The sequence below is a fragment of the Salmonella sp. A29-2 genome (assembly GCF_020150755.1).
Taxonomy (GTDB): domain Bacteria; phylum Pseudomonadota; class Gammaproteobacteria; order Enterobacterales; family Enterobacteriaceae; genus Salmonella; species Salmonella enterica.
Genome location: NZ_CP083731.1, coordinates 418,628 through 439,737 on the forward strand (window position 1 = coordinate 418,628; position 21,110 = coordinate 439,737).

Here is a 21,110-nt window from a genome sequence, read left to right on the forward strand (position 1 = left end):
TACCCGTTTTTATCTCGTAGGCCCGATAAGCGTAGCGCCATCGGGCATTTCACCGCGGTTATTCGATTTTTTTGCCTTCCATTAATCGCTGCACCAGCGGCAACATAATCAGCTCCATCGCCAGCCCCATTTTGCCGCCCGGCACCACTAATGTATTAATGTGAGAAATGAACGAGCCCTGGAGCATCGCCAGGAGCCAGGGAAAATCGATCCCTTCCAGGTTGCGGAAATGGATCACCACAAAACTCTCATCCAGCGAGGGAATACCCTTTGCGGCGAACGGATTGGATGTATCGACGGTCGGCACGCGCTGGAAGTTAATATGGGTACGCGAGAACTGCGGCGTAATGTAATTGATGTAGTCGTCCATGGAACGCACCACGGAATCCATCACCGCTTCACGGGAGTGTCCGCGCTCGCTGGTGTCGCGAATCAGTTTCTGAATCCACTCGAGGTTGACGATAGGCACCACGCCAACCAACAGATCAACATGACGCGCGACATCATGTTGCGGGGTGACGACGCCGCCGTGCAGTCCTTCATAAAACAGCACATCGGTCGGTTCGGGAAGCGGCTGCCACGGCGTAAACGTGCCGGGAACCTGATTCCACGGTACGGCTTCATCATAGGTATGCAGATATTTACGCGACTGGCCTTTACCCGTCTGCCCGTACTCAATAAAGGTATGTTCCAGTAGGCTGAAGTCATTGGCTTCAGGCCCGAAATAGCTGATATGCCGCCCGGCGTCACGCGCTTTGCGGATCGCCATGTCCATTTCCGGGCGGGTGTAACGATGAAAACTGTCGCCTTCCACCTCGGCGGCATGCAGATTTAACTGCGCGAAAATTTTACGAAACGCGAGGCTGGTGGTGGTGGTCCCCGCGCCGCTTGACCCTGTTACTGCTATCACCGGATGTTTGGCTGACATGGCAACTCCATGATTGAGCTTTAGTAATAATGTATTGTCGGCAAAGGCGTTTTATTCGCGAAACTGCTTTTTCGGCATAATATTGACCGTTTCATGTAATTCAGACCATACCAGCACGGCCTCGCCGGATTGCAGTTGGCGTTTTACGTCAGCGACTTTTTGTTCAAGCGAACGTTCATGTTCACCATAATCGGTGCCTTCGCGCAACACAAAGCTTTCGATCAGGTTGTCCAGCGTGTCGGGGGCGAGCCCCTGCCAGGGAATGATCATGATGACGCCTCCAGGTACGTTGTCAGCCAGTCAGGAATTCGGCGTTCCAGCCACATTTCAGGGCGCAGCGGCGTACCGCCGATAAATCCTACGTGTCCGCCATGCTCAGTCAGCTGATACTCCACCTGCGGGGGCAGATCTTCCGCTTTAGGGATCACATGATGATCCATAAACGGATCGTCTTTAGCGTGAATAATCAGCGTCGGTTTAGCAATCTGGTTAAGCAACGGCATGGCGCTACACTGACGATAGTAGTCGATGGCGTCGGCAAAGCCGTGAATTTTCGCGGTGATCAGGTCGTCAAACTCGCGAATTCGGCGCATTGATTTCAGTTGCGCCAGATTCACCGGCAGCGACCCGGGATACGCCGCCAGCTTGCGTGACGCATTCGCTTTTAACAGATTAAGCAAATAACGCTGATAGACGCGGGAAAACCCTTTGTCCATGTGGTAGCTACAGGCTTCGAGAACAAAGGGCGCAGAAACAATCACCGCCGCCTCGATGGGAATATCGCGGCCTTCTTTCGCCAGCAGGCACGCCAGCATATTACCGCCGAGCGAATAGCCCACGGCGGCTGTCGGAACGGTGCCGAACTCCCGCTGTAGCCAGCGTAAAAACCAGGCTCCGTCCTCCGTTTCACCGGAGTGGTAAATACGATTCAGACGGTTGGGTTCGCCGCTACAGCCGCGAAAGTGCATCACCACGCCCAGCCAGCCGCGCTTTTGCGCCGCCTCAATCAGCCCGTGGGCATAGGGGCTGTTCAGGCTGCCTTCCAGACCGTGAAAGACCACCAGCCGCGGTTTATGCTTTGCCTGTTGCGGTTCTTCGCTCCATGCCAGATCGACAAAATCGCCGTCCGGTAGCTCCAGCCGCTGCCAGTGGGCGTTGAACTTCACTTTGCGGCGGATTAAGCGCGGCAGCATAGTTTGTAAATGGCGATTACGAATGCCACGCATGGGAATAAATTCATGCGAGTCATTGACAGGCGGGGTCATTTCTGTGGACGTGATCTCAACCATAGCACCAGAACAATTGATAATTGGAAACAATACTATACCGCGCATAAGGTTCACAGATTAGTCAATATGTGATTTTACGTTCAATTGGTCGTCTGGCGAAATAAAATTGCGCCTCATTTCACCAGCGGGGGCGGTATGCAAGGCGCGCGCAATACCCCACAGAAATCGCGTGAACCTCTGCATCAGCCGAATTAATCGTGGTAGTGTGGCAACACGATAGTTATGCGACTCAAGGAGAAGGCATGTCGAAAACACTTTTACAGATCCATTTTAACTTTAGCGGCCCTTTTGGCGAGGAGATGACTCAGCAACTGGTCGGGCTGGCGGAGTCTATCAATGAGGAGCCGGGCTTCATCTGGAAAATCTGGACAGAAAGCGAGAAAAACCAGCAAGCTGGCGGCATTTACTTGTTTGAATCCGAAGAAACGGCGCAGGCTTATATTAAAAAACACACTGCGCGTCTGAAAAATCTTGGCGTTGATGAGGTGACGTTTACATTATTTGGCGTGAACGACGCGCTGACGAAAATAAATCACGGCAACCTTTGCCGCTAAATCACATAACGCAGGCTTCTGTTCCGGTGCTGCCGACCGCAACGGTAATCTTTATACCGGGGCGAGTACCGAAGAGGCCTTTATGGACGAACAGCGGACCACGAACGTTCTCTTCCAGCGTGTGCAGCGCCTCGGTGGTGCGGGCGATGTTGCCCTTCTCCACAAGCATCATTAAGATGGTGAGCTTGCGGAAGGTAATGTCATCGGTAATTGACAGGTTCATCGTCCGCCCCGTGCGTTAGAGCCTATCCCACCAGGCGTAATTGTTGAAGCCAGTTTGGGGCAGGACAGCGCGCAGAAACCGGAGCGTACACATAGTATGTGAGGATTTCGAGCACTGCCCGGCCCTAAAATGGCGAATAAAATAGCCTAATGGGATAGGCTCTTAGTCGTTCTGCATCATCTGCTCAAGCTGCTCCTGCGCCTCAAGCCATGCCATTTCACACGCTTCCAGCCCGGATTTGGCGCTGGCCTGCAGTTGTAGGCACTCGGTCATCTCCGCTTTACGGCTTGGGTCATACAGGCTGCTGTCGCCGAGCTTCTCTTCCGCCTGTGCTAACTGGGCGTTGAGCTTTTCCATCTCTTTTTCCAGACGGGTAATCTCTTTACGCAGCGGCTGTGTCAGAGTGCGTAGCTCGGCTTCGCGACGCTTCTGATCTTTGCGTGACTGGGCGCTGTTGGCGTTGTTTTCCTTCGGCGCGTCGTCGGCCTGGTTTTCCTGCTTCTGCACATCGCTCAGCCACTGCTGATAATCTTCCAGGTCGCCGTCGAACGGTTCGACCTTTTTGTCGTGAACCAGATAGAGGTCGTCAGTGGTGGAGCGAATCAGGTGGCGGTCATGCGACACGACGACCAATGCGCCTTCAAAATCAATCAGCGCTTCGGTGAGCGCCTGGCGCATGTCGAGATCCAGGTGGTTAGTCGGTTCATCGAGCAGCAGCAGGTTTGGACGTTGCCAGACGATCAGCGCCAGCACCAGACGCGCTTTCTCGCCGCCAGAGAAGCGTTGCGTCTCTTCCGTTACTTTGTCGCCCTGGAAACCGAAGCCGCCGAGATAGTCGCGCAGCTTCTGCTCCAGTTCCTGCGGCGCCAGACGCGCCATATGTTGCAGCGGGGATTCATCCGCGCGCAGGAACTCCAGTTGGTGCTGGGCGAAGTAGCCGAGCTTAATGCCTTTGGCGAGGCCGATTTCACCGTGCAACGGTTCCAGTTCGCCCGCCAGCAGCTTGATCAGCGTCGATTTCCCCGCGCCGTTGCGGCCCAGCAGGCCGATACGCGAGCCGGGCACCAGGTTCAGCTTGATGGATTCCAGAATGATGCGATCGCCATAACCTGCGCTGACTTTTTCCATTTTCAGCAGCGGGTTCGGCAGGCTTTCCGGCGCGCGGAAGCTGAAATGGAACGGGTTGTCGACATGAGCCGGCGCAATCAGCTCCATACGCTCAAGCATCTTGATACGGCTTTGCGCCTGCTTGGCCTTGGTGGCCTTGGCGCGGAAACGGTCGATGTAGCTTTGCAGATGCGCCACACGCTCCTGCTGACTCTCATACATCGCCTGCTGTTGCGCCAGGCGCGTGGCGCGCTGAACTTCAAACGCGCTGTAGTTGCCGGTGTACTCGAACAGAGTCTGCTGTTCGATATGGATAATTTTATCCACTATCGGGTCAAGAAAGTCGCGATCGTGGGAGATCAGAATCAGGGTGCCCGGATAGCTCTTCAGCCATTTTTCCAGCCAGATAACGGCATCCAGATCGAGGTGGTTGGTCGGTTCGTCGAGCAGCAGTAAATCGGAACGGCAAATCAGCGCCTGGGCCAGGTTAAGGCGCATCCGCCAGCCGCCGGAAAAGTCGCTGACCGGACGTTCCAGCTGATCGTTAGAGAAGCCGAGGCCGTGTAGCAGGCTGGCGGCGCGCGAGCGAACGGTCCATGCGTCGATGGCGTCCAGCTTGCCGTGTATGGAGGCGATAGCATGTCCGTCGTTACGTTCGTTGGCGTCGTTAAGCTGCGCCTCCAGCTGCCGGTATTCACGGTCGCCGTCAATGACATACTCAATCGCTGGCTGAGGCAACGCAGGTGTTTCCTGATTCACCCACGCTAATTGCCAGGTTCCGGGCAGGGTAAAACTCCCGGCATCGGCGCTGATTTCATTTTTTAGCAATGCCAGCAGGGTAGATTTACCGCAGCCGTTTTTACCCACCAGGCCGACTTTCTGGCCTGGATTAATGGTAGCCGAGGCATTGTCCAGTAGGACGCGCACGCCGCGACGAATTTGTAACGAGGAGAAAACAATCATAAGGCGCCGTATGTTCAGACTATGTTAATTTATCATTATGATAATGTAATATTCGGGCGTACCGCCGCGCTGGAGCGCAATGGTAGCTCAAAACAACAACGATACACAAAATCATTCAGGCCGCCTTTGGTGAGGGACAAGAATATCTCTCATTAATCCCCAGCGGCGGACATAGAGTACGTTTCTGAGTTGAACAAACGCTATCAACGTAGAAGCGGCCTGAAGAATGGCATGTATCGACCCAAAACAACCGGGAGGGGGATTGATGTCTCAGCCAGCGAAAGTCTTGCTGTTGTATGCCCATCCGGAATCTCAGGACTCGGTTGCTAACCGGGTACTGCTTAAACCGGCCATACAGCACAATAACGTAACCGTGCACGATCTTTATGCGCGCTATCCTGATTTTTTTATCGACACGCCCTATGAACAAGCCCTGTTACGTGAGCACGACGTCATTGTTTTTCAGCATCCCCTTTACACCTATAGCTGTCCGGCTTTACTGAAAGAATGGCTTGATCGCGTTTTGAGTCGGGGGTTCGCCAGCGGACCAGGGGGAAACCAACTGGTGGGAAAGTACTGGCGTAGCGTGATTACGACCGGCGAGCCGGAGAGCGCTTACCGGTATGACGCGTTAAACCGCTATCCAATGAGCGATGTACTCCGCCCTTTTGAACTGACCGCGGCCATGTGCCGGATGCACTGGATGCCGCCCATTATTGTGTACTGGGCGCGCCGCCAGTCGCCGCAGACGCTGGCCAGTCACGCGAAAGCCTATGGCGAGTGGCTGGCGAATCCTGTGAGCGCGGGAGGCTATTGATGGAAGGTGCTGATTTATTGACCGCGGGAGTGTTGTTCCTCTTCGCGGCGGTAGCGGCGGTGCCGCTGGCCGCGAGGCTGGGCATCGGCGCGGTGCTAGGTTATCTGCTGGCGGGGATTGCGATTGGTCCGTGGGGGCTGGGATTTATCAGCGACGTTGACGAGATCCTGCACTTTTCCGAACTGGGCGTCGTGTTTCTGATGTTTATCATTGGTCTCGAACTCAATCCGTCCCGGCTTTGGCAACTGCGGCGCTCTATCTTCGGCGTCGGCGCTGCTCAGGTGCTGTTAAGCGCGGCGGTGCTGGCGGGATTATTGATGCTTGCTGATTTCTTATGGCAGGCGGCGGTCGTCGGCGGGATTGGCCTGGCGATGTCTTCGACGGCGATGGCGCTACAACTGATGCGCGAGAAAGGCATGAATCGTAGCGAGTCCGGGCAGTTAGGGTTTTCCGTCTTACTGTTTCAGGATTTAGCGGTGATCCCCGCACTGGCGTTGGTGCCTTTATTGGCGGGATCGGCCGACGAGCATTTCGACTGGTTTAAAGTGGCAATGAAGGTATTGGCCTTCGCGGTAATGTTGATTGGCGGCCGCTACCTGTTGCGCCCGGTATTTCGTTTTATTGCTGCGTCCGGCGTGCGGGAGGTCTTCACTGCCGCGACGCTGTTGCTGGTGTTGAGCGCCGCCTTATTTATGGATGCGCTGGGACTGTCGATGGCCCTGGGAACCTTCATTGCCGGCGTTTTACTGGCAGAGAGCGAATACCGGCATGAGCTGGAAAATGCTATCGATCCCTTTAAAGGTTTACTGCTTGGGCTGTTCTTTATCTCCGTCGGTATGTCGCTAAATCTCGGCGTACTTTATACCCATTTACTGTGGGTGGCGGCGAGCGTTGTTATTCTGGTCGTCATAAAAATGCTGACGCTGTATCTGCTGGCGCGGTTATATGGAATAAGAAGTTCTGAACGGATGCAGTTTGCCAGCGTGCTGAGTCAGGGGGGCGAGTTCGCTTTTGTGCTCTTTTCTACCGCCTCTTCTCAGCGCCTGTTTCAGGGCGATCAGATGGCGTTATTATTGGTGACTGTCACGTTATCAATGATGACCACGCCGCTACTGATGAAAGGGATTGATAAGTGGTTATCGCGCCGCCTTAATGGCCCGGAAGAGAATGATGAAAAGCCGTGGGTTGAGGATGATAAGCCCCAGGTGATTGTCGTCGGCTTTGGCCGTTTTGGTCAGGTGATCGCTCGCTTATTGATGGCGAATAAGATGCGTATCACCGTGCTGGAACGCGATATCGGCGCCGTTAATCTGATGCGCAAATATGGTTATAAAGTGTATTACGGCGACGCTACACAAGTCGAGCTGCTGCGTTCTGCGGGCGCGGAAGCGGCGGAGTCGATAGTCATCACGTGTAATGAACCGGAAGACACGATGAAGCTGGTGGCGCTGTGTCAGCAGCATTTTCCTCATCTGCATATTCTTGCGCGAGCGCGTGGACGTGTGGAGGCCCATGAGTTATTACAGGCTGGCGTCACGCAGTTTTCCCGTGAAACGTTTTCCAGCGCGCTGGAATTGGGACGTAAAACTCTGGTGTCGTTAGGTATGCATCCGCATCAGGCGCAACGCGCGCAGTTGCATTTTCGTCGGCTGGATATGCGAATGTTGCGGGAGCTGATCCCGGAGCATAGCGACATGGTACAGATTTCGCGCGCCAGAGAGGCCCGACGCGAACTGGAGGAGATTTTTCAGCGCGAAATGCAACAGGAACGGCGCCAGTTGGATGGCTGGGATGAATTTGAGTAGGGGTAAACAATGGCAATCCGTAAACGTTTTATTGCAGGCGCGAAATGTCCGGCCTGTCAGGCGCAGGATACAATGGCGATGTGGCGTGAAAATAATGTCGATATTGTTGAATGCGTTAAGTGCGGGCATCAAATGCGGGAAGCGGATAAAGACGTTCGCGAGCATGTTCGCAAAGAAGAGCAAGTGATCGGGATTTTTCATCCGGACTAGCGATATGCCGCAGGTTTTTTTAAGCTAAGGGGTACACGGCTGCAGAATTCCGCTACAATCTGCGCCACTATTCTTCCCATGCTCAGGAGATATCATGAAAGTAGCAAAAGACCTGGTGGTCAGCCTGGCCTATCAGGTACGTACAGAAGACGGTGTGTTGGTTGATGAGTCTCCGGTGAGTGCGCCGCTGGATTACCTGCACGGCCACGGCTCTCTGATCTCTGGCCTGGAAACGGCGCTGGAAGGCCATGAAGTTGGCGACAAATTTGATGTCGCTGTTGGCGCGAACGACGCTTACGGCCAGTATGACGAAAATCTGGTGCAGCGTGTGCCTAAAGACGTCTTTATGGGCGTTGATGAACTGCAGGTAGGGATGCGTTTCCTGGCGGAAACCGACCAGGGCCCGGTACCGGTAGAAATTACCGAAGTGGAAGACGATCACGTTGTGGTTGATGGTAACCACATGCTGGCTGGCCAGAATCTGAAATTTAACGTAGAAGTTGTTGCGATTCGTGAAGCGACTGAAGAAGAGCTGGCTCACGGTCATGTTCACGGCGCGCACGATCACCACCACGATCACGGTGAAGACGGCTGCTGTGGCGGTCATGGTCATGACCATGGTCACGAGCACGGCGGCGAAGGCTGCTGCGGCGGTGGTGGTAAAGGCGGCTGCGGTTGCCATTAATCCCCGTCGTCTTTCAAGCCACCGCGGTGTTGGCTACGCTTTCAAACCCCGGTCACATAGTTATCTATGCTCCCGGGGAATTTTCAAGCTTGCCGCCTTGCCGTGACTCGAAATCCTTAGGGTATTATCATTGGTTCGATAAATCATCGGGCACAAAAAAAGCGGGTTAACCCCGCTTTTTTTTCGTCTCAATAATGCGGCGGCGGCGTTTCTTCTGCCTGAGAGGCGATATTTGACGGCTGACTGGCTTTTAACTTTTCCGTGAGCAAACGCAGATGATCGCGCAGCTTCGCCATCTCCATTTCATGTGCGGTTACCGTCAGGTTTAGTTCTTCTATGGTAATCTCCTGGAACGCCAGACGGCTTTCCAGTTCAGCCAGACGAGCCTCCATCGTGATATCCTGCATGATGTACCTCTTTATGTTGTCTCCGTCGGCGGATTCTACTTAACTTTACCGGCTTTCACAGCAACCATTACGCGCACTACGAAACTAATTTAAACAAAAAGAGTCTGAAAAGAAGTGATAATAGGGCGTGTTTGTATGTTGATTTGTTCTGCAACGATTTATAGTACGCTTCTTACGTAAGTTAACATGGGGCGAGATGCCCCGGCCCTGGAGATATGGATGAAATCACTGTTTAAAGCCACGCTGCTGGCAACGACGATGGCCGTTGCTATGCACGCACCGATCACTTTTGCTGCTGATGCGGCGAAACCGGCAGCTACCGCTGATAGCAAAGCAGCATTTAAAAACGACGATCAAAAAGCGGCTTATGCGCTGGGCGCCTCGCTGGGTCGTTACATGGAAAATTCGCTTAAAGAGCAGGAAAAGTTAGGCATCAAACTGGATAAAGATCAGTTGATTGCCGGCGTTCAGGATGCCTTTGCCGATAAGAGCAAATTGTCCGATCAGGAAATTGAGCAAACGCTGCAGACGTTTGAAGCACGCGTGAAGAGCGCTGCTCAGGCGAAGATGGAAAAAGACGCTGCCGATAACGAAGCAAAAGGTAAAACGTTCCGCGACGCTTTTGCTAAAGAGAAAGGCGTGAAAACCTCCTCTACCGGTCTGCTTTACAAAGTAGAGAAAGAAGGCACAGGCGAGGCGCCGAAAGATAGCGATACCGTTGTGGTGAACTACAAAGGTACGCTGATCGACGGTAAAGAGTTTGATAACTCTTACACGCGCGGCGAACCGCTCTCCTTCCGTCTGGACGGCGTTATCCCTGGCTGGACTGAAGGCCTGAAAAATATTAAGAAAGGCGGCAAGATCAAACTGGTTATCCCACCGGCGCTGGCCTACGGTAAAACGGGCGTTCCGGGTATCCCGGCGAACTCCACCCTGGTATTCGACGTAGAGCTGCTGGATATCAAACCAGCGCCGAAAGCGGATGCTAAACCTGCCGATGCGGCTGACGCTAAAGCCGCAGATGCTGCTAAAAAATAAAAACTGAGAGCCGCCGCTTGTAATAGCGGCGGTTTTTTTTATTCAGGCTGGATATATTACTCACCATAATTTGATTTGCGGATAACGGCGCTTGCGCTGGTCGTTAAGGGCGAGACCGTAGGCTGAATGACCGCCAACGCACACGTAGTCTGAAATAGACGAGCAAATTAGTACTGGAAAGATGAACCCTCACTGTATTAATTTAATCATCCGCGTAAATAATGAGCCTGCCCTGAAAACATAACGACAGGCTCCTGAAAAGGAGTGTTTTTTTTCATGTCCAGGTCGCTTTTAACCAACGAAACCAGTGAACTTGATTTGCTGGATCAGCGTCCCTTCGAGCAAACCGACTTCGATATTCTGAAATCCTACGAAGCGGTAGTGGACGGGTTAGCGATGCTTATAGGTTCCCATTGTGAAATCGTATTGCACTCTTTGCAGGATCTAAAATGTTCTGCCATTCGTATTGCCAATGGCGAACATACGGGCCGTAAAATTGGCTCGCCGATTACCGACCTGGCGTTGCGCATGCTGCACGACATGACAGGGGCGGACAGTAGCGTGTCGAAATGCTATTTCACGCGCGCGAAAAGCGGTGTCTTGATGAAGTCGTTGACGATTGCCATTCGCAACCGCGAGCAGCGCGTCATTGGTCTACTGTGCATCAACATGAATCTTGATGTGCCATTTTCACAGATTATGAATACCTTTATTCCGCCGGAAACGCCGGAAGTCGGCTCAGCGGTTAATTTTGCCTCCTCAGTCGAAGATTTAGTCACCCAGACGCTGGAGTTCACGATCGAAGAAGTGAATGCCGATCGTAATGTCTCTAACAACGCGAAAAATCGTCAGATCGTCCTTAACCTGTACGAAAAAGGCATTTTCGATATTAAAGACGCCATTAATCAGGTAGCCGATCGTCTGAATATCTCAAAGCACACGGTTTACCTCTATATTCGCCAGTTCAAAAGCGGCGATTTTCAGGGGCAGGATAAATAATGCGTTATGCCATTATGGTCACCGGGCCGGCATATGGCACCCAGCAGGCCAGCAGCGCATTGCAGTTCGCCCACGCGCTGCTCAATGAGGGGCATGAGTTAGCCAGCGTCTTTTTCTATCGGGAAGGGGTCTATAACGCCAATCTCCTGACCTCGCCGGCGAGCGATGAATATGATCTGGTACGCGCCTGGCAGAAATTGAATACGCAGCATGGCGTAGCGCTGAACATCTGTGTGGCGGCGGCGCTTCGTCGCGGTATTATTGATGAAACTGAAGCCGGCAGACTGGCGTTGCCGTCCGCCAATCTTCAGCCGGGCTTTACGCTAAGCGGCCTGGGCGCGCTGGCGGAGGCATCTCTCACCTGCGATCGGGTGGTGCAGTTTTAATGAAACGTATTGCATTTGTCTTTTCCACCGCGCCGCACGGCAGCGCCTCAGGCCGTGAAGGACTGGATGCGCTGCTGGCGACGTCAGCGCTAACGGAAGCGTTGGGCGTCTTTTTTATCAGCGACGGCGTCTTTCAGTTATTACCGGGACAAAAACCAGACGCTGTGCTGGCGCGTGACTATATTGCTACTTTCAAGCTCTTTGATTTGTACGATATTGATCAATGCTGGATCTGCGCGGCATCGCTGCGCGAGCGTGGTCTGGAGAACGTTAATTTTGTGGTAGACGCCACGCCGCTGGAACCCGTGGCGTTACGCCGCGAGCTTGGCAACTATGATGTCATCCTGAGATTCTGAGGCGTTTATGCTGCATACCTTACCTCATTGCGCCTCGGGCGTTGATTTTCCCGCTTTGCTGCGCCTGCTAAAAGAGGGCGATGCGCTTTTGTTGCTCCAGGATGGCGTTACCGTCGCGATTGAAGGTAACCGCTTCCTTGAAAGTCTGCGCGATGCCCCCATAACGGTCTATGCCTTGAAAGAAGACATTGACGCCCGCGGCCTGGGTGGTCAAATTTCAGACAGTGTCGTCAGGGTTGACTATACTGAGTTTGTCAGACTCACGGTTAAGTATGCCAACCAGATGGCCTGGTGATGGCGGGATCGTTGTATATTTCTTGACACCTTTTCGACACCGCCCTAAAATTCGGCGTCCTCATATTGTGTGAGGGCGTTTTATTACGTGTTTACGAAGCAAAAGCTAAAACCAGGAGCTATTTAATGGCAACAGTTAACCAGCTGGTACGCAAACCACGTGCTCGCAAAGTTGCGAAAAGCAACGTGCCTGCGCTGGAAGCATGCCCGCAAAAACGTGGCGTATGTACTCGTGTATATACTACCACTCCTAAAAAACCGAACTCCGCACTGCGTAAAGTTTGCCGTGTTCGTCTGACTAACGGTTTTGAAGTGACTTCCTACATCGGTGGTGAAGGTCACAACCTGCAGGAGCACTCCGTGATCCTGATCCGTGGCGGTCGTGTTAAAGACCTCCCGGGTGTTCGTTACCACACCGTTCGTGGCGCGCTTGACTGCTCCGGCGTTAAAGACCGTAAGCAAGCTCGTTCTAAGTACGGCGTGAAGCGTCCTAAGGCTTAATGGTTCTCCGTTAAGTAAGGCCAAACGTTTTAAATTAATGTCAAACTAAACTCGTAGAGTTTTGGACAATCCTGAATTAACAACGGAGTATTTCCATGCCACGTCGTCGCGTCATTGGTCAGCGTAAAATTCTGCCGGATCCGAAGTTCGGATCAGAACTGCTGGCTAAATTTGTCAATATCCTGATGGTAGATGGTAAAAAATCTACTGCAGAATCAATCGTATACAGCGCGCTGGAGACCCTGGCTCAGCGTTCTGGTAAATCTGAACTGGAAGCTTTCGAAGTCGCTCTCGAAAACGTTCGCCCGACTGTAGAAGTTAAATCCCGCCGTGTAGGTGGTTCTACTTATCAGGTACCAGTTGAAGTCCGTCCGGTCCGTCGTAATGCTCTGGCAATGCGTTGGATCGTAGAAGCTGCTCGTAAACGCGGTGATAAATCCATGGCTCTGCGCCTGGCGAACGAACTTTCTGACGCTGCAGAAAACAAAGGTACTGCAGTTAAGAAACGTGAAGACGTTCACCGTATGGCAGAAGCCAACAAGGCGTTCGCACACTACCGTTGGTAATCCCTTCGGAGTCATAGTCACCAGGCGGGCGCTTCAGGTAAGTCGCCCGTTTTGGATAACTTAACTGAACGCCTAAAGATATCAACGAGGAATCAAATGGCTCGTACAACACCCATCGCACGCTACCGTAATATCGGTATCAGTGCGCACATCGACGCCGGTAAAACCACTACTACCGAACGTATTCTGTTCTACACCGGTGTAAACCACAAAATCGGTGAAGTTCATGACGGCGCAGCTACCATGGACTGGATGGAGCAGGAGCAGGAGCGTGGTATTACTATCACCTCCGCAGCGACTACTGCATTCTGGTCTGGTATGGCTAAGCAGTATGAACCGCATCGCATCAACATCATCGACACCCCGGGGCACGTTGACTTCACTATCGAAGTAGAACGTTCCATGCGTGTTCTCGATGGTGCGGTAATGGTTTACTGCGCAGTTGGTGGTGTTCAGCCGCAGTCTGAAACCGTATGGCGTCAGGCAAACAAATACAAAGTTCCGCGCATTGCGTTCGTTAACAAAATGGACCGCATGGGCGCGAACTTCCTGAAAGTTGTTGGTCAGATCAAAACCCGTCTGGGCGCGAACCCGGTTCCGCTGCAGCTGGCAATTGGTGCTGAAGAAGGTTTCACCGGCGTTGTTGACCTGGTGAAAATGAAAGCCATCAACTGGAACGATGCCGACCAGGGCGTTACCTTCGAATACGAAGATATCCCGGCTGACATGCAGGACCTGGCTAACGAATGGCACCAGAACCTGATCGAGTCCGCCGCAGAAGCTTCTGAAGAGCTGATGGAAAAATACCTGGGTGGTGAAGAACTGACTGAAGAAGAGATCAAACAAGCTCTGCGTCAGCGCGTTCTGAACAACGAAATCATCCTGGTAACCTGTGGTTCTGCATTTAAGAACAAAGGTGTTCAGGCGATGCTGGATGCGGTAATTGATTACCTGCCATCCCCGGTAGACGTACCTGCGATCAACGGTATTCTGGACGACGGTAAAGATACTCCGGCTGAGCGTCACGCAAGCGACGACGAGCCGTTCTCTGCGCTGGCGTTCAAAATCGCTACCGACCCGTTTGTGGGTAACCTGACCTTCTTCCGTGTGTACTCCGGTGTGGTTAACTCTGGTGATACCGTACTGAACTCCGTGAAAACCGCACGTGAGCGTTTCGGTCGTATCGTTCAGATGCACGCCAACAAACGTGAAGAGATCAAAGAAGTTCGCGCGGGCGACATCGCGGCTGCTATCGGCCTGAAAGACGTGACTACCGGTGACACCCTGTGTGATCCGGAAAACCCGATCATTCTGGAACGTATGGAATTCCCTGAGCCGGTAATCTCCATCGCGGTAGAACCGAAAACCAAAGCTGACCAGGAAAAAATGGGTCTGGCTCTGGGCCGTCTGGCGAAAGAAGACCCGTCATTCCGCGTATGGACTGATGAAGAATCTAACCAGACCATCATCGCTGGTATGGGTGAACTTCACCTGGATATCATCGTTGACCGTATGAAGCGTGAATTCAACGTTGAAGCTAACGTGGGTAAACCTCAGGTTGCTTACCGCGAAGCGATTCGCGCGAAAGTTACCGACATCGAAGGTAAACACGCGAAACAGTCTGGTGGTCGCGGTCAGTATGGTCATGTTGTTATCGACATGTACCCGCTGGAGCCGGGCTCTAACCCGAAAGGTTACGAGTTCATCAACGACATCAAAGGTGGTGTAATTCCTGGCGAATACATCCCGGCCGTTGATAAAGGCATCCAGGAGCAGCTGAAGTCTGGCCCGCTGGCGGGTTATCCGGTAGTTGATCTCGGCGTGCGTCTGCACTTCGGTTCTTACCATGACGTTGACTCCTCTGAGCTGGCGTTTAAACTGGCTGCGTCTATCGCCTTTAAAGAAGGCTTTAAGAAAGCAAAACCAGTTCTGCTTGAGCCGATCATGAAGGTTGAAGTAGAAACACCTGAAGAGAATACCGGTGACGTTATCGGCGACCTTAGCCGCCGTCGTGGTATGCTCAAAGGTCAGGAATCTGAAGTTACAGGCGTTAAGATCCACGCTGAAGTACCGCTGTCTGAAATGTTCGGATATGCAACTCAGCTGCGTTCTCTGACCAAAGGTCGCGCATCGTACACTATGGAATTCCTGAAGTATGATGATGCGCCGAACAACGTTGCTCAGGCCGTAATCGAAGCCCGTGGTAAATAAGCCGCAGGGTTAAAAACCAAAATCCCGTGCTCTCTCCTGAAGGGGAGAGCGCTATAGTAAGGAATATAGCCGTGTCTAAAGAAAAATTTGAACGTACAAAACCGCACGTTAACGTCGGCACCATCGGCCACGTTGACCACGGTAAAACTACCCTGACCGCTGCAATCACCACCGTACTGGCTAAAACCTACGGCGGTGCTGCTCGTGCATTCGACCAGATCGATAACGCTCCGGAAGAAAAAGCGCGTGGTATCACCATCAACACTTCTCACGTTGAATACGATACCCCGACCCGCCACTACGCACACGTAGACTGCCCGGGGCACGCCGACTATGTTAAAAACATGATCACCGGTGCTGCGCAGATGGACGGCGCGATCCTGGTTGTTGCTGCGACTGACGGCCCGATGCCGCAGACCCGTGAGCACATCCTGCTGGGTCGTCAGGTAGGCGTTCCGTACATCATCGTGTTCCTGAACAAATGCGACATGGTTGATGACGAAGAGCTGCTGGAACTGGTTGAAATGGAAGTTCGTGAACTTCTGTCTCAGTACGACTTCCCGGGCGACGACACGCCGATCGTTCGTGGTTCTGCTCTGAAAGCGCTGGAAGGCGACGCAGAGTGGGAAGCGAAAATCATCGAACTGGCTGGCTTCCTGGATTCTTACATTCCGGAACCAGAGCGTGCGATTGACAAGCCGTTCCTGCTGCCGATCGAAGACGTATTCTCCATCTCCGGTCGTGGTACCGTTGTTACCGGTCGTGTAGAGCGCGGTATCATCAAAGTGGGTGAAGAAGTTGAAATCGTTGGTATCAAAGAGACTCAGAAGTCTACCTGTACTGGCGTTGAAATGTTCCGCAAACTGCTGGACGAAGGCCGTGCTGGTGAGAACGTAGGTGTTCTGCTGCGTGGTATCAAACGTGAAGAAATCGAACGTGGTCAGGTACTGGCTAAGCCGGGCACCATCAAGCCGCACACCAAGTTCGAATCTGAAGTGTACATTCTGTCCAAAGATGAAGGCGGCCGTCATACTCCGTTCTTCAAAGGCTACCGTCCGCAGTTCTACTTCCGTACTACTGACGTGACTGGTACCATCGAACTGCCGGAAGGCGTAGAGATGGTAATGCCGGGCGACAACATCAAAATGGTTGTTACCCTGATCCACCCGATCGCAATGGACGACGGTCTGCGTTTCGCAATCCGTGAAGGCGGCCGTACCGTTGGCGCGGGCGTTGTTGCTAAAGTTCTGGGCTAATTACTCGTTAATTAGTTTTGAATTGAAGAGGGCGCTTCGGCGCCCTTTTTGTTGCCTGCTATTTAGCCGCTGTTATATTTATTTGCCTTTTTTAACGCTTCTCCCGTGGCGTAAATCGCTTTGTGCTATTGTAATCATAACCATTCTCATTTACACTTTGTGCGGAAATTGAACGGGAGCGATCATGTACGTTTGTTTGTGTAATGGTATAAGCGATAAAAAAATCCGCCAGGCTGTACGACAATTTCATCCGCAGTCATTTCAACAGTTGCGTAAATTTATTCCTGTGGGAAATCAATGTGGTAAGTGTATTCGCGCCGCGCGAGAAGTGATGCAGGATGAGTTAACGCAAATGCCGGAATTTAAAGAGATCGCCTGAGTCACACTCTTTTTTTTGACATCCCTGTAGCCCCATCTACGCTCTAGAGAGTGGAAGCGGAGGGACTATAAAATGAAAGGTGATGTTAAAATCATAAATTATCTCAATAAACTATTGGGAAATGAGCTTGTCGCAATTAATCAGTATTTTCTTCATGCCCGTATGTTCAAAAACTGGGGCCTGACCCGGCTTAATGATGTTGAGTACCATGAATCCATTGATGAGATGAAACACGCCGATAAGTATATTGAGCGTATTTTATTTCTGGAAGGCATACCGAACCTACAGGATCTGGGCAAGCTGGGCATCGGTGAAGATGTCGAAGAGATGCTACGATCGGATCTCCGACTCGAACTGGAAGGCGCAAAAGATCTACGTGAGGCAATAGCCTATGCTGATAGCGTTCATGATTATGTCAGCCGGGATATGATGATTGAAATTCTTGCCGACGAGGAAGGCCACATCGACTGGCTGGAAACTGAGCTGGATTTGATTGCCAAACTTGGTATGCAAAATTATCTGCAATCACAAATTAAGGTGACCGATTAACCGTCTGGAAAGAAAACTTTCCAACCTGTTATGAAACCCGCCACCGCCAGCCATGGCCCAAAAGGTAGCGGGTTTATTAATGCCGATTTACCTCTCACCAGTAGCGCGACGCCAAACCTGCCACAGGCCAACATGGCGGCAAGGAAAACCAGTAACGGCAGTGTTTCCCAACAATGCCACGCCCCTAAGGCAGCAAGGTACTTGACGTCGCCATATCCAAGCCCCTCTTTCTGATAACGCAGGCGATAGCCCCAGTAAATTAACGCGAATCCACCATAGCCGGCGATAGCACCCCAAAGCGCATCCGGTAAACGCTCCGGCAGGCAAATCTGGTGATAAAGCAGACCACCCCACAGTAATGGACAGGTAAACCGGTCAGGCAGCAGTCCGGTACGCGCGTCGTATATGCCAAGTAATAAAGAGAACGACGCATAAAAAATGAGAAAGGGGAGGGCAACAAACATAAGCAAATCCTCGTCAAGGCTTGTGCTCACCTTTATAGATTTATGCGACAGCGACAACGACGTATTGCCAGGTTTGCCTGATGCCTTCCAAAGAAAAGATGCGCGTTACCAACCCATGCGTACCATCTGGAATCGTGCTCGCATAAGAATAAAGCGCTTAATTTCTATTCGACACTTGCGTCAGGCTGAGATTTACGTATAATGCGCGGGCTTGTCGTAATTGACGGCAGGTTCGATTTGAACCTCGAATAGCCGATTTGGCTATTTAACAATGCTCCCAATCGGGGAGCTACGTAAGAACGGTTACACTCTCCCATCAATCGTAATGGGTGTGAGGAGTAATCATTTTCGTTTATAAAATAATTGGAGCTCTGGTCTCATGCAGAACCAAAGAATCCGTATCCGCCTGAAAGCGTTTGATCATCGTCTGATCGATCAATCAACCGCGGAAATCGTCGAGACTGCCAAGCGCACTGGTGCGCAGGTTCGCGGTCCGATCCCGCTGCCGACCCGCAAAGAGCGCTTTACCGTTCTGATCTCTCCGCACGTTAACAAAGATGCGCGCGATCAGTACGAAATTCGCACTCACAAGCGTCTGGTTGACATCGTTGAGCCAACCGAGAAAACCGTTGATGCTCTGATGCGTCTGGACCTGGCTGCCGGTGTAGACGTGCAGATCAGCCTGGGTTAATCAGGTCATCGAGCGATTGAGAGGTTGATACAATGATTGGTTTAGTCGGTAAAAAAGTGGGTATGACCCGCATCTTCACTGAAGATGGCGTCTCTATCCCAGTAACCGTAATCGAAGTTGAAGCAAACCGTGTTACTCAGGTTAAAGACCTGGCTAACGATGGCTACCGCGCTGTTCAGGTTACTACGGGTGCTAAAAAAGCTAACCGTGTCACCAAGCCGGAAGCGGGTCACTTTGCTAAAGCTGGCGTAGAAGCTGGCCGTGGTCTGTGGGAATTCCGTCTGGCTGAAGGCGAAGAATACACCGTAGGTCAGAGCATCAGCGTTGAACTGTTTGCTGACGTTAAAAAAGTTGACGTAACCGGTACCTCTAAAGGTAAAGGTTTCGCTGGTACCGTTAAGCGCTGGAACTTCCGTACCCAGGACGCTACTCACGGTAACTCCTTGTCTCACCGCGTTCCGGGTTCTATCGGTCAGAACCAGACTCCGGGCAAAGTGTTCAAAGGCAAGAAAATGGCAGGTCAGATGGGTAATGAGCGCGTAACCGTTCAGAGCCTTGACGTAGTACGCGTTGACGCTGAGCGCAACCTGCTGCTGGTTAAGGGTGGTGTTCCGGGTGCAACCGGTTGCGACCTGATCGTTAAACCAGCTGTGAAGGCGTAAGGGGATAGCAATGGAATTAGTATTGAAAGACGCGCAGAGCGCGCTGACTGTTTCCGAAACTACCTTCGGTCGTGATTTCAACGAAGCGCTGGTTCACCAGGTTGTTGTTGCTTATGCAGCTGGTGCTCGTCAGGGTACTCGTGCTCAGAAGACTCGTGCTGAAGTAACTGGTTCCGGTAAAAAACCGTGGCGCCAGAAAGGCACTGGCCGTGCGCGTTCAGGTTCTATCAAGAGCCCGATCTGGCGTTCCGGTGGCGTGACCTTCGCTGCTCGTCCGCAGGACCACAGTCAAAAAGTTAACAAGAAGATGTACCGCGGCGCGCTGAAAAGCATCCTGTCCGAACTGGTACGTCAGGATCGTCTGATCGTTGTCGAGAAGTTCTCTGTAGAAGCGCCGAAAACTAAGCTGCTGGCACAGAAACTGAAAGACATGGCTCTGGAAGATGTGCTGATCATCACCGGTGAGCTGGACGAGAACCTGTTCCTGGCCGCACGTAACCTGCACAAGGTTGACGTACGCGATGCGACTGGTATCGACCCGGTTAGCCTGATCGCCTTCGACAAAGTCGTAATGACTGCTGATGCTGTTAAGCAAGTTGAGGAGATGCTGGCATGATTCGTGAAGAACGTCTGCTGAAGGTGCTGCGCGCACCGCACGTTTCTGAAAAAGCGTCTACTGCGATGGAAAAAACCAACACCATCGTTCTCAAAGTTGCTAAAGACGCGACCAAAGCAGAAATCAAAGCTGCTGTGCAGAAACTGTTTGAAGTCGAAGTCGAAGTCGTTAACACCCTGGTCGTTAAAGGGAAAGTTAAACGTCACGGACAGCGTATCGGTCGTCGTAGCGACTGGAAAAAAGCTTACGTCACCCTGAAAGAAGGCCAGAATCTGGACTTCGTCGGCGGCGCTGAGTAAGTCGGAGGAGTAATACAATGGCAGTTGTTAAATGTAAACCGACATCTCCGGGTCGTCGCCACGTCGTTAAAGTGGTCAACCCAGAGCTGCACAAGGGCAAACCTTTTGCTCCGCTGGTTGAAAAAAACAGCAAATCCGGTGGTCGTAACAACAATGGCCGTATCACCACTCGTCATATCGGTGGTGGTCACAAACAGGCTTATCGTATTGTTGACTTCAAACGCAACAAAGACGGTATCCCGGCAGTTGTTGAACGTCTTGAGTACGATCCGAACCGTTCCGCGAACATCGCGCTGGTTCTGTACAAAGACGGCGAACGCCGTTACATCCTGGCCCCGAAAGGCCTGAAAGCTGGCGACCAGATTCAGTCTGGCGTTGATGCTGCAATCAAAGCAGGCAACACCCTGCCGATGCGCAATATCCCGGTTGGTTCTACCGTTCATAACGTAGAAATGAAACCTGGTAAAGGCGGTCAGCTGGCACGTTCCGCTGGTACTTACGTTCAGATCGTTGCTCGCGATGGCGCTTATGTCACCCTGCGTCTGCGTTCTGGTGAAATGCGTAAAGTCGAAGCAGACTGCCGTGCAACCCTGGGCGAAGTTGGCAATGCTGAGCATATGCTGCGCGTTCTGGGTAAAGCAGGTGCTGCACGCTGGCGTGGCGTTCGTCCTACCGTTCGCGGTACTGCGATGAACCCAGTAGACCACCCACATGGTGGTGGTGAAGGTCGTAACTTTGGTAAGCACCCGGTAACTCCGTGGGGCGTTCAGACCAAAGGTAAGAAGACCCGCAGCAACAAGCGTACTGATAAATTCATCGTACGTCGCCGTAGCAAATAATTTTAGAGGATAAGCC

General features: G+C 52.3%; 28 protein-coding genes. 21 read left to right on the forward strand and 7 right to left on the reverse strand.

What is annotated here, in order from left to right:
* Positions 1-58 precede the first annotated feature (58 nt).
* Genes K8W53_RS01880 through K8W53_RS01890 form a run of 3 tightly spaced genes read right to left on the reverse strand, consistent with a single transcriptional unit; the run spans position 59 to position 2,262 of the window.
* Positions 59-928 carry a phosphoribulokinase gene (locus K8W53_RS01880; RefSeq protein WP_001274690.1) on the reverse strand — a complete coding sequence of 290 codons (870 nt, stop codon included), beginning with the start codon at positions 926-928 and terminating at the stop codon, positions 59-61.
* Between the two features lie 51 nt (positions 929-979).
* On the reverse strand, positions 980-1,198 hold the full coding sequence (locus tag K8W53_RS01885) for a YheU family protein (protein ID WP_000586568.1): 219 nt from the start codon (positions 1,196-1,198) through the stop codon (positions 980-982).
* Positions 1,195-2,262 (reverse strand): hydrolase, encoded by a 1,068-nt coding sequence (locus K8W53_RS01890; protein WP_001214116.1) that lies wholly within the window; start codon positions 2,260-2,262, stop codon positions 1,195-1,197. The genes K8W53_RS01885 and K8W53_RS01890 overlap by 4 nt, the downstream gene beginning before the upstream one ends.
* Positions 2,263-2,459: 197 nt before the next feature.
* Between K8W53_RS01890 and K8W53_RS01895 the strand changes: the two genes are divergently transcribed.
* On the forward strand, positions 2,460-2,771 hold the full coding sequence (locus K8W53_RS01895) for a monooxygenase (RefSeq protein ID WP_000047690.1): 312 nt from the start codon (positions 2,460-2,462) through the stop codon (positions 2,769-2,771).
* A 1-nt stretch (position 2,772) separates the two neighbouring features.
* Here K8W53_RS01895 and K8W53_RS01900 read toward each other — a convergent pair whose 3' ends face one another.
* Positions 2,773-2,994, reverse strand: a complete 222-nt coding sequence (locus K8W53_RS01900) for a hypothetical protein (protein WP_023224862.1) — start codon at positions 2,992-2,994, stop codon at positions 2,773-2,775.
* A gap of 162 nt (positions 2,995-3,156) precedes the next feature.
* The gene (locus K8W53_RS01905; RefSeq protein WP_000634764.1) at positions 3,157-5,064 is read right to left on the reverse strand and encodes an ABC transporter ATP-binding protein; all 1,908 of its coding nucleotides are present in this window, start codon (positions 5,062-5,064) and stop codon (positions 3,157-3,159) included.
* 265 nt (positions 5,065-5,329) lie between these two features.
* Here K8W53_RS01905 and kefG point away from each other — a divergent pair, with 265 nt between their 5' ends.
* The 4 genes from kefG to slyD all read left to right on the forward strand — a co-directional run bounded on the left by kefG (position 5,330) and on the right by slyD (position 8,581).
* Positions 5,330-5,881, forward strand: coding sequence for a glutathione-regulated potassium-efflux system ancillary protein KefG (gene kefG, locus K8W53_RS01910; protein ID WP_000081820.1), 552 nt, complete (start codon positions 5,330-5,332; stop codon positions 5,879-5,881).
* Positions 5,881-7,686 carry a glutathione-regulated potassium-efflux system protein KefB gene (gene kefB / locus K8W53_RS01915; RefSeq protein ID WP_000398133.1) on the forward strand — a complete coding sequence of 602 codons (1,806 nt, stop codon included), beginning with the start codon at positions 5,881-5,883 and terminating at the stop codon, positions 7,684-7,686. The genes kefG and kefB overlap by 1 nt, the downstream gene beginning before the upstream one ends.
* A 9-nt stretch (positions 7,687-7,695) precedes the next feature.
* Positions 7,696-7,896, forward strand: coding sequence for a YheV family putative zinc ribbon protein (locus K8W53_RS01920; RefSeq protein WP_001007735.1), 201 nt, complete (start codon positions 7,696-7,698; stop codon positions 7,894-7,896).
* 94 nt (positions 7,897-7,990) lie between these two features.
* Positions 7,991-8,581 (forward strand): peptidylprolyl isomerase, encoded by a 591-nt coding sequence (slyD, locus tag K8W53_RS01925; protein ID WP_000861341.1) that lies wholly within the window; start codon positions 7,991-7,993, stop codon positions 8,579-8,581.
* A 188-nt stretch (positions 8,582-8,769) separates the two neighbouring features.
* Here slyD and K8W53_RS01930 read toward each other — a convergent pair whose 3' ends face one another.
* On the reverse strand, positions 8,770-8,988 hold the full coding sequence (locus tag K8W53_RS01930; protein WP_001152701.1) for a protein SlyX: 219 nt from the start codon (positions 8,986-8,988) through the stop codon (positions 8,770-8,772).
* A gap of 219 nt (positions 8,989-9,207) precedes the next feature.
* On the opposite strand from K8W53_RS01930, the gene fkpA reads away from it, so the two are divergent.
* From fkpA to bfr, 11 genes are all read left to right on the forward strand, one after another.
* Positions 9,208-10,026 (forward strand): FKBP-type peptidyl-prolyl cis-trans isomerase, encoded by an 819-nt coding sequence (gene fkpA, locus K8W53_RS01935; protein ID WP_000838225.1) that lies wholly within the window; start codon positions 9,208-9,210, stop codon positions 10,024-10,026.
* Between the two features lie 276 nt (positions 10,027-10,302).
* Positions 10,303-11,025, forward strand: coding sequence for a transcriptional regulator (locus K8W53_RS01940; RefSeq protein ID WP_000091471.1), 723 nt, complete (start codon positions 10,303-10,305; stop codon positions 11,023-11,025).
* Positions 11,025-11,411 carry a sulfurtransferase complex subunit TusD gene (gene tusD, locus K8W53_RS01945; protein WP_001268010.1) on the forward strand — a complete coding sequence of 129 codons (387 nt, stop codon included), beginning with the start codon at positions 11,025-11,027 and terminating at the stop codon, positions 11,409-11,411. The genes K8W53_RS01940 and tusD overlap by 1 nt, the downstream gene beginning before the upstream one ends.
* Complete coding sequence (gene tusC, locus K8W53_RS01950; protein WP_000820705.1) at positions 11,411-11,767, forward strand: sulfurtransferase complex subunit TusC; 357 nt, start codon at positions 11,411-11,413, stop codon at positions 11,765-11,767. The genes tusD and tusC overlap by 1 nt, the downstream gene beginning before the upstream one ends.
* 7 nt (positions 11,768-11,774) lie before the next feature.
* A complete protein-coding gene (tusB, locus tag K8W53_RS01955) occupies positions 11,775-12,062 on the forward strand; it encodes a sulfurtransferase complex subunit TusB (protein WP_000903398.1) in 288 nt (95 codons plus the stop codon).
* A gap of 125 nt (positions 12,063-12,187) precedes the next feature.
* The gene (rpsL, locus tag K8W53_RS01960) at positions 12,188-12,562 is read left to right on the forward strand and encodes a 30S ribosomal protein S12 (RefSeq protein ID WP_000246815.1); all 375 of its coding nucleotides are present in this window, start codon (positions 12,188-12,190) and stop codon (positions 12,560-12,562) included.
* A 95-nt stretch (positions 12,563-12,657) separates the two neighbouring features.
* Complete coding sequence (rpsG, locus tag K8W53_RS01965) at positions 12,658-13,128, forward strand: 30S ribosomal protein S7 (RefSeq protein ID WP_001138043.1); 471 nt, start codon at positions 12,658-12,660, stop codon at positions 13,126-13,128.
* A gap of 96 nt (positions 13,129-13,224) precedes the next feature.
* A complete protein-coding gene (gene fusA, locus K8W53_RS01970; RefSeq protein ID WP_000124693.1) occupies positions 13,225-15,339 on the forward strand; it encodes an elongation factor G in 2,115 nt (704 codons plus the stop codon).
* A gap of 71 nt (positions 15,340-15,410) precedes the next feature.
* A complete protein-coding gene (gene tuf / locus K8W53_RS01975; protein ID WP_000031748.1) occupies positions 15,411-16,595 on the forward strand; it encodes an elongation factor Tu in 1,185 nt (394 codons plus the stop codon).
* 184 nt (positions 16,596-16,779) lie between these two features.
* Entirely contained in the window at positions 16,780-16,974 is a 195-nt protein-coding gene (bfd, locus tag K8W53_RS01980) for a bacterioferritin-associated ferredoxin (RefSeq protein ID WP_000289082.1), read from the forward strand.
* Positions 16,975-17,046: 72 nt separating this feature from the next.
* The gene (bfr, locus tag K8W53_RS01985; RefSeq protein ID WP_000675530.1) at positions 17,047-17,523 is read left to right on the forward strand and encodes a bacterioferritin; all 477 of its coding nucleotides are present in this window, start codon (positions 17,047-17,049) and stop codon (positions 17,521-17,523) included.
* Here bfr and hopD read toward each other — a convergent pair.
* On the reverse strand, positions 17,520-17,987 hold the full coding sequence (gene hopD, locus K8W53_RS01990; RefSeq protein WP_000495849.1) for a prepilin peptidase: 468 nt from the start codon (positions 17,985-17,987) through the stop codon (positions 17,520-17,522). The two genes, bfr and hopD, sit on opposite strands and share 4 nt — an antisense overlap.
* A 379-nt stretch (positions 17,988-18,366) precedes the next feature.
* Between hopD and rpsJ the strand changes: the two genes are divergently transcribed.
* From rpsJ to rplB, 5 genes are read left to right on the forward strand one after another with little or no spacing between them, the layout of a single operon-like run.
* The gene (gene rpsJ / locus K8W53_RS01995; RefSeq protein WP_001181005.1) at positions 18,367-18,678 is read left to right on the forward strand and encodes a 30S ribosomal protein S10; all 312 of its coding nucleotides are present in this window, start codon (positions 18,367-18,369) and stop codon (positions 18,676-18,678) included.
* A 32-nt stretch (positions 18,679-18,710) separates the two neighbouring features.
* Positions 18,711-19,340 (forward strand): 50S ribosomal protein L3, encoded by a 630-nt coding sequence (rplC, locus tag K8W53_RS02000; protein ID WP_000579838.1) that lies wholly within the window; start codon positions 18,711-18,713, stop codon positions 19,338-19,340.
* 10 nt (positions 19,341-19,350) lie between these two features.
* Positions 19,351-19,956, forward strand: a complete 606-nt coding sequence (gene rplD, locus K8W53_RS02005; RefSeq protein WP_000424395.1) for a 50S ribosomal protein L4 — start codon at positions 19,351-19,353, stop codon at positions 19,954-19,956.
* Positions 19,953-20,255 (forward strand): 50S ribosomal protein L23, encoded by a 303-nt coding sequence (rplW, locus tag K8W53_RS02010; RefSeq protein ID WP_000617546.1) that lies wholly within the window; start codon positions 19,953-19,955, stop codon positions 20,253-20,255. Before rplD ends, rplW begins: the two co-directional genes overlap by 4 nt.
* A gap of 17 nt (positions 20,256-20,272) precedes the next feature.
* Positions 20,273-21,094, forward strand: coding sequence for a 50S ribosomal protein L2 (gene rplB / locus K8W53_RS02015; protein WP_000301869.1), 822 nt, complete (start codon positions 20,273-20,275; stop codon positions 21,092-21,094).
* Positions 21,095-21,110 lie beyond the last annotated feature (16 nt).